Source organism: Candidatus Chloroploca mongolica, assembly GCF_004762035.2.
Taxonomy (GTDB): Bacteria; Chloroflexota; Chloroflexia; order Chloroflexales; family Chloroflexaceae; genus Chloroploca; species Chloroploca mongolica.
Genome location: NZ_SIJK02000110.1, coordinates 1 through 7,418, shown reverse-complemented (window position 1 = coordinate 7,418; position 7,418 = coordinate 1). Strand labels below are relative to the sequence as shown.

At 56.0% G+C, this 7,418-nt stretch carries 7 protein-coding genes; 5 read left to right on the top strand and 2 right to left on the bottom strand.

Annotation, left to right across the window (positions count from 1 at the left end):
* Positions 1-211 precede the first annotated feature (211 nt).
* From EYB53_RS24530 to EYB53_RS24515, 4 genes are all read left to right on the top strand, one after another.
* Positions 212-982, top strand: coding sequence for a TIGR04255 family protein (locus EYB53_RS24530; protein ID WP_135482116.1), 771 nt, complete (start codon positions 212-214; stop codon positions 980-982).
* A 371-nt stretch (positions 983-1,353) separates the two neighbouring features.
* On the top strand, positions 1,354-1,602 hold the full coding sequence (locus EYB53_RS24525; protein WP_135482114.1) for a hypothetical protein: 249 nt from the start codon (positions 1,354-1,356) through the stop codon (positions 1,600-1,602).
* A gap of 463 nt (positions 1,603-2,065) precedes the next feature.
* Complete coding sequence (pglZ, locus tag EYB53_RS24520; RefSeq protein ID WP_135482111.1) at positions 2,066-4,057, top strand: BREX-3 system phosphatase PglZ; 1,992 nt, start codon at positions 2,066-2,068, stop codon at positions 4,055-4,057.
* Positions 4,058-4,063: 6 nt separating this feature from the next.
* Complete coding sequence (locus EYB53_RS24515) at positions 4,064-4,792, top strand: hypothetical protein (RefSeq protein WP_135482109.1); 729 nt, start codon at positions 4,064-4,066, stop codon at positions 4,790-4,792.
* On the opposite strand, the gene EYB53_RS24510 is transcribed toward EYB53_RS24515, so the two are convergent.
* Positions 4,773-4,955, bottom strand: a complete 183-nt coding sequence (locus EYB53_RS24510) for a hypothetical protein (protein ID WP_135482107.1) — start codon at positions 4,953-4,955, stop codon at positions 4,773-4,775. The genes EYB53_RS24515 and EYB53_RS24510 overlap by 20 nt on opposite strands.
* Before the next feature lie 2 nt (positions 4,956-4,957).
* On the opposite strand from EYB53_RS24510, the gene EYB53_RS24505 reads away from it, so the two are divergent.
* Positions 4,958-6,505 carry a cryptochrome/photolyase family protein gene (locus EYB53_RS24505; protein ID WP_135482105.1) on the top strand — a complete coding sequence of 516 codons (1,548 nt, stop codon included), beginning with the start codon at positions 4,958-4,960 and terminating at the stop codon, positions 6,503-6,505.
* A 55-nt stretch (positions 6,506-6,560) separates the two neighbouring features.
* Here EYB53_RS24505 and EYB53_RS24500 read toward each other — a convergent pair.
* On the bottom strand, positions 6,561-7,418 hold an 858-nt coding region (locus EYB53_RS24500; protein ID WP_307726726.1), incomplete at its 5' end, for an ABC transporter ATP-binding protein.

Below are 7,418 nucleotides of genomic sequence, written 5' to 3'. Positions count from 1 at the left end.
ATGATAGTCGACACCTTTCGTTTGTCTATCTCACACCAAGCGTTTCAGTCGGCTTCCGGCTTAGCCGACTGAAGTCGGCACTCCGGTTTGCCTGATGTAATGTTTAAAAACCATTAGCCGGCTAAAGTCGGCACTCCTGTTTACAAACCTGTTACGGTTGCTATAGCATAGCAACTACTCATGTCAACCAGACAAAGACAGGCGACAAGCAATGCGAAAGGTTCTAAAAAACAAGCCTTTAATTGAAGCTATTCTGGAAATTCACTGGCACCTGAAAGGCCAGATGGGCGATTTCAGGGTTGATCCACATTATACGATCTTGCTCGCACGTCTATACGACCGATTTAGCGATGATTACCCGCATCACGAGCAACTGCCTACGGCAAACATTCCGGTTGAAATTATTGGCAGGGCTGTTCAACAGCGTTTTCGCGTTGCCGAAAATTCCTGGCCGTTAGTTCAACTTGGGCCTGGAGTGGCAACCTTAAACGATACAGTAGGTTACGATTGGGAGAAGAACTTTCGCGAGCGAGCTATTAGCATTACAGAAAGATTGTTTGATGCCTATCCTCAACCAAAAGATTTGAGCATCGAAAAATTGATCCTACGATACATTGATGGGGTTGAGTTCGATTTCGAGCATCAGAATATTTTCGAATTTCTAAGAGATATGATGAAGATCAAAGTAGAAATCCATGAGGATCTCTTCCTAAGCACAGGAGTAGCGTCACAACCGCTGTTGCTAGATCTGAATTTTGCTTTTCCTTCACATAACCCTGAAGGCGTCTTGCAATTACGCTTTACCAGAGGGGAAAGAGAGAACAAGAGTGCATTAATTTGGGAGACCGTATTTTCGACCCAAGGCCCATCTACACCCCAAAGTCCAGAACAGATCATTGCCTGGGCCGATCAAGCTCACCAACTCACAAGTGACTGGTTCTTCAAAATTATAGACGGGGAATTATTAGCGAAATTCGCGTAATGGCAACATCAATGTGGAGTACTTATTCAAGCGATCAATTGACAGGGTTAGACACGATTAGCCCGAGCACCTCAACGGAGCATATTGATGTAAGCCGTCTTTTTAGGCGCTTATCTGCAACAACCACGACATACATTATTTGTCCGTATACCTTTGAGTCCACTCCATCATGCATTAGTGTGGACAATTCCTCAATTTTCCCCCGGGTTTTATCAAGTCATACAACTACCGTATCTCAAAAAACAATTCCTGCCATGCTACGACAACAACATGAAAGAGAGCGTAGACTCTGGAATTTTCTGTGGACTGCGGTTCAGACTGGAGAGATTAGGAGCGATACAGCGAATCTTGCATGGGAAGCTTGGAAGTCTATGAAAGCTTCTGTTCAAGGCATGCTTGCAGTTCCTGATGCTGGCATAAGTCCAGATGGTGAAGTTTTGTTTCTATGGAAAAAGGAAGCTCATCATTTTGAACTTGAAGTTCTCCCAAATGGTCAAAGTGAGCTATTTTATATCAACCACCACTCTGATGAAATGTGGGAATATGACTATGACGTTGCGACAACGCTTCCAGGAGAAGTCATCCATCAACTAACCCCTTTCTTGCTCTATGACAACTAGCATTTTGCCTGGCAGCAAAGGCGAACCTTTACCAAATAAAATAGTCGTAATCAGACTTGCCAAGCTATCTACAGATAGCTCGGATTTACATCGCGCTCATCCCTCACATTTCAGTCTCTCAACGGCTGATGAAGCCTCTGAGCTTCAAGCCCTTTCTGTTTGGGCTCGTGACATTACGCCACCAGCGACAGCACGAGCCTTGATGGGCGAAAATCGAGCCGCATACCGCCTAGCTCTACACTTAAAAACAGAGGATATTCGTAGCGTAGGAACATTTCTAAACTCCTCATTAGATATTGTCTGGGATCCAGATCCTCGTCCAGGCGCAGGAGGGCACTCAGGCATCATTGGACTTATGCGCCCGCCAGGAGGAGAGCGCAAAATCTACAAGGCGTTACGAGCAAAATTAGCTGAAATAGCTTCCGTCGAGGTTCTTTCAGCAATCGAGGCATGAATTCAAGTAATGATGCTTGACCAGGTTCTGGCCTATTTCCCTCCGCATACGTACCCGCTTTCGCTCGTGAGCGATCCCGATGATCTGCTGGGCGATGAGCAGTTGCTGGCCGTGCTCGCCGAGCGTGGCTTCCGCCTGATTGCCGAGCACGATCCGATCGTCGTACGCTATAGCATTCAACAGCTTTTGCCGATCAGCGCAGAGATGCCCGTCATCATTGTGACGGCAGGGCCGCTCGATGCGCTGCCGTATGACCTGTGGCAGCAGGGGTACCACGTTGTGCTTGCGTTGCACCAGTTCTTTCCCGACATCGCCTACCCTGCCCTCCGCGAGCTCAGCCCAGGTCAACGCCATCGGCTGAGTGCAGTCCAAGCGAAACTCGGCAAGCCACTCCAGGCGCTCGCCTACCGCGATAGCCTCGATTACCTGCTCCAGATGGTGTTTGCGCTTGAGCCTAGTCGGCTGCGCTCAAGCGCTGATTGGCTGGCCTGGCTCGATGGATACCACGCACGCAACGATCCCATGTCGCCGGTTCTTGCCCACCACCTCGGGAGCCGACTGCGGCAATTCGCCTTGCTTGCCAGCCTACCAATCGATGCAATGCTTCAGGATGCGACGGCATACCACCGTTTTGTCCAGGAGGAATGGCTCAAGTACCTGCACAAGCAGGTGCGCGAGCGCTCGGAGGTGGCGTATACCCCAGAGCCGATGCTGCCATTCGAGGCCGATCCGGCCCTCCACGATTTGCTCCCGCGGCTCGTGCGTACCGGGACGCTGACTCCGGTTGCGCTCGTCAACGCCGCCACCCTGCCATCCTGGACGCGACCGGCAGTTGTTCCGCACAGCGCGGATCTCCGGCGTCAGCAGTTTGCGGAAGGAGTGGCATGGCTTGAGCAGCAGATCGCACCCAACGCATCTGCGGCAACGTCATCACTGCGTTGGGAACAATGGCAGCTTGTAGCCCGACGCTGGGCGCAGCTTAGCAACTGGCGTGCAGCGCCCGATGGCGGACTCGATCAGGATCACCTCAACAGATATCACCTCTTGCAGGCGCATCTCGACGAACAATTCGCACACTGGCTGCGCGCCAACTACGCCACCCTCGCCACGCGGGCCCTGCCTGTGCCGCATCACCTGCATCATATCCCTGGCTGGCTGGCCTATCAGCGCCAACAGCAGCCTGATCAGCGCGTTGCGCTGCTGGTGCTCGATGGGATGTCCCTCGCCGACTGGCTCCACATCCGTGACCTCTGGCAGACTCATCACCCTGACTGGCGCATCGCTGATCGCCTGGTTCTCGCGCAAATTCCGAGCATGACCGCGATTTCGCGCCAGGCCTTGATCAGTGGCAAGCGACCGGCGCAGTTTGAACCCACCCTGCTGCACAATCGACACGAGGAGCGGCATTGGTCAAGCTTCTGGCAATTGCACGGCCTCGCGCCCGATGCGATCGCGTTGGCGCACCTTTCGACGACGCGCGATGCCGAGTATCCCGATGTCATCAATCACCGACGTATCCAGGCGCTCTGCCTCGTCAGCTCAGTCGTCGATGCGAAGGTTCACAACGAGAGCCAGGGAGCGAGCGGTTGGCAAGCCACCCTGGGGGTCTGGCTCCACGTCAATGACGGCCAGCACCAACCCGTCGCCTGGCTGGAAGGACTGATCAAACATTTGTTCAATCTGCGGTATACTGTCGTCGTCACCAGTGATCATGGGCACGTGGAGGCACGAGGGATGGGGGTTCCTCAAGAAGGGGTGCTTGTAGAGTCACGCAGCAAGCGCGCACGAGTCTACTCCAATCCAGACATTGTCCGCGTCGTGCAGATGCAGTTTGCTGACACCATCGTGTGGACTGACGATGGCTTGCTGCCAGCCCAGACCCAGGTGATGATGCCACAAGGCCGCCGCGCCTTTGCCCCAGCGGGTGAGCTTGTCATCAGCCACGGCGGCCTAACAATTGAAGAGATGGCTGTGCCCCTGATTACCATAACGCAGAGCTAACATCATATGGAAAAACAGATCGGTTTTCGTCGAAATATTTACCTAAACTGGCTGGATGCGACCGCAGCCATGTGCTCAGAGACGAGCGATATGCAGGAGTTGCGCGCTCGTCTTGACCCAATTGTTGCGGAGCAGGTACAGAGCCAGGAGAATCGCCAGGTTGCCATTAGCATTCTTCTGAGCATCTGGGTGAAGACCGGTGAACAGCATGCTCATTTACGAAACGAAGCCGTCAACCTCTTTGCCCACGCACACACAACGCACGACCGAGTCTGGCTGCATTACGGCCTGAGCCTGCTCGCCTACCCCTTTTTTCGGCAAGGCATGGTAGCCCTGGGGCAATTGCTCCGTCACCGCGCTACTATTCGGCCCCACGAGCTTGAAGCACGCCTGGCAGGTGAACTGGGCCAACTTGGGGGCTTGCCAAAAGCCACGGATCGCCTGATCTTCTCCTTACGCAACTGGGGCGTACTTCAGGCAACCGCACAGCGCTCGAGCTACGCTCCGCAGCGACACACCGCAACAAGCCCAGCGATCGAACAATGGATGCTCGAAGCAGCCTTTGCCGCCCATCCCGCGCAGGATCTCCCCTTTGCCGACCTCATCCACCTCCCCGAACTCTTTCCCTTCCGCTTTACCCTTACCATTGACGACCTGCGCCGCACTGAGCGCTTTGAAGTCCAGCGTCAAGGCATGGGCTGGGACATGGTGCGGCTTAAGGTTGATCCGTATTGACGCAAAGGCAGAAGATGGGTAAGACCTCACAGGTCTTGAAGACCTGTGAGGTCTCGTCGAGCAGATTCATTGTTGGAAAACCACCAACCGGCTGAGCCGGAAGCCGACTGAAGTCGGCACTCCGCTGAGCGTCAACGGTAATTGAAATCACATCAGGAGTCATCAGTGAACCTTGGCACGCCAACGGTCTGGATCTTGGGCGATCAGTTGCTCGATCCGCATCCGGCGCTGGTGGCCGCTGCGTCTGTGGCGGGTACGTCGCCGGTACGGGTGGTGTTGATTGAGAGCAGTGCCCGCCTGAGCCAGCAGCCCTACCAGCGTAAAAAGTTGGTGTTGCTGCTTAGTGCGATGCGTCACTATGCGGCGTTGCTGCGGGCGCAAGGGTATGAGGTTGACTACCTGCACGCGCCCGATTTTCTGACCGGGTTGCGTGAACATTGTCAACGCACGCAGCCGGGCCACCTCTTCACGATGGCCGCCGCCGAATATGCGACCCGTCAGTTCCAACTCACCCTTCCCGATGCGCTCGGTCTCCCGGTGACGATCCTGCCCAATACGCAGTTCCTCGTCGGCCAGTTCGACCCGTTCCCCGCCACCCCGCCCACGCGCACCGTGATGATGGCGACGTTCTACCGTGCCATGCGGCGTCATTTTGCGGTTTTGTTGGAAGAGGATGGCGCCCCTATCGGTCAAAAGTGGAGTTTTGACGCCGAGAATCGCAAGCCTTTGCCACGCACCCTGACCCCGCCGGAGCCTTCGGTTCGCGAGCCTGATCTGCTCACCCAGCAGGTCATGGAAGAGGTCGTTCGCATGCCCGGTGGGATCGGCGACGTAACCGGTTTTAACTTGGCTGTCACGCACGCCGAGGCGGCGCAGTTGCTCGCAACGTTTCTTGGCGAGCGCCTGGCGAACTTTGGCCCGTATGAAGATGCCATGACGATGCGTTCAGCGCTGCTCTACCACTCGGGGCTTTCGCCTTATCTCAACCTGGGCCTGCTCGCACCTATGCAATTGATCCGGGCCGCCGAACAAGCGTATCACGATGGCAAGGCACCGCTCAATTCTGTGGAAGGCTTTGTGCGCCAGGTGCTCGGCTGGCGCGAGTATATGTACTGGCAATACTGGCGTCAAATGCCCGCATTGGCGACCAAAAATGCCTGGAACGCCACCCGCACCCTGCCCGCCTGGTTCTGGACAGGTACAACCGATCTCAACTGCCTGCACCATGCCCTCACCCGCGCTCTGCAGACCGGCTACACGCACCACATCGAACGCCTGATGCTGCTAACGAATCTCTGCCTGCTGGCCGGAGTGCAGCCGCACGAGGTCAACACCTGGTTCTTGGCGGCCTACCTTGACGCCTACGACTGGGTGATGGTTCCGAACGTCTTTGGCATGGGCCTCAACGCCGACGGAGGTGGGATCGCCACGAAGCCGTACATCGCCTCGGCCAACTACATCAACAAGATGAGCGACTATTGCGCCAGTTGCCGCTACAACGCCAAACAGCGCACCGGGCCGGACGCGTGCCCCTTCAACCTGCTCTACTGGAATTTCCTCATCACCCACGAACAGGCCCTGCGCGCCAACCCACGGCTCGGCCCGGCGGTACTCGGCCTCAACCGCCTCGCGACGGAAGAACGAGCCGTCATCCAACAAGAAGCTATGCTCGTTCTGGAACGCCTCGGCTTTCACCAGGCAGCAGAGGCATAGAACAAGCGTGGTTGTGCTGGTCAACTATAGTTGACCAGCACAACCACGTAACTGTTCAGTCATCAAGCAAGGCGACTTCATCGGGGTCGCCGGTCAGGCTCAGGAAAATATCTTCGAGACTGGCGTCGCCACCGGCGCGCAGTTGATCGAGCGTGCCCGAGGCAATGATCGCCCCTTTGTTGATGATAAAGACCCGGTCGCACATCCGCTCGGCGATCTCAAGGATGTGCGTTGACATGAAGACGGCGGTGCCCTGGGCTGCGACATCACGCAGGAGATCTTTGATCAACCGGGCGCTGCGCGGATCGAGGCCGACGGTTGGTTCATCGAGGAAAAAGGCGCGTGGCTGGTGCAGCAGTGCCCCGGTGAGCGCCGCTTTCTGGCGCATCCCGTGGCTATAACCACCGAGCAGTTCATCGCCACGGTCGGTTAGCCCGAAGAGGCGCAACAGATCCTCGCCGCGCTCACGGGCGATCTTTGGCTCAAGACGGTAGAGCCCGCCCATAAACTGGATGTATTCGCGGGCGGTGAGCTTTTCGGGTAAAAAGGGCTGATCAGGCACATAGCCAAGCAAAGCCTTGGCGCGCAAGGGGGCCTTTTGCAGATCAAACCCACCGATGCGAGCCACACCAGCACTTGGGCGCAGCAAGCCGATCAGCATCTTGATCGTCGTCGTCTTGCCCGCCCCGTTTGGCCCCAGAAAGCCCACAATCTCACCAGGATAGATGCTGAGATCGACGTTCTGGACTGCGACGATATCGCCAAAGCGTTTTTGCAGGCCGACGGCCTCAATGATTGGTTCGTTCATAGGATTATACTCGCTGCGTGGCGGCTTCGCCGCCACGCAGCGAGATGAGGGCAGGGCGATTGCATCTTCCGTGCATGCACCCCACCAGGGCACCCGCAAGGGGTG

What these genes read in the sequence shown, in the direction of transcription:
- EYB53_RS24515 (WP_135482109.1), top strand. Translation starts at nt 4,064, where the DNA reads ATGGAAAAACAGATCGGTTTTCGTCGAAATATTTACCTAAACTGGCTG.
- EYB53_RS24530 (WP_135482116.1), top strand. Translation starts at nt 212, where the DNA reads ATGCGAAAGGTTCTAAAAAACAAGCCTTTAATTGAAGCTATTCTGGAA.
- EYB53_RS24525 (WP_135482114.1), top strand. Translation starts at nt 1,354, where the DNA reads ATGAAAGCTTCTGTTCAAGGCATGCTTGCAGTTCCTGATGCTGGCATA.
- pglZ (WP_135482111.1), top strand. Translation starts at nt 2,066, where the DNA reads ATGATGCTTGACCAGGTTCTGGCCTATTTCCCTCCGCATACGTACCCG.
- EYB53_RS24510 (WP_135482107.1), bottom strand. Translation starts at nt 4,955, where the DNA reads ATGACTCCTGATGTGATTTCAATTACCGTTGACGCTCAGCGGAGTGCC.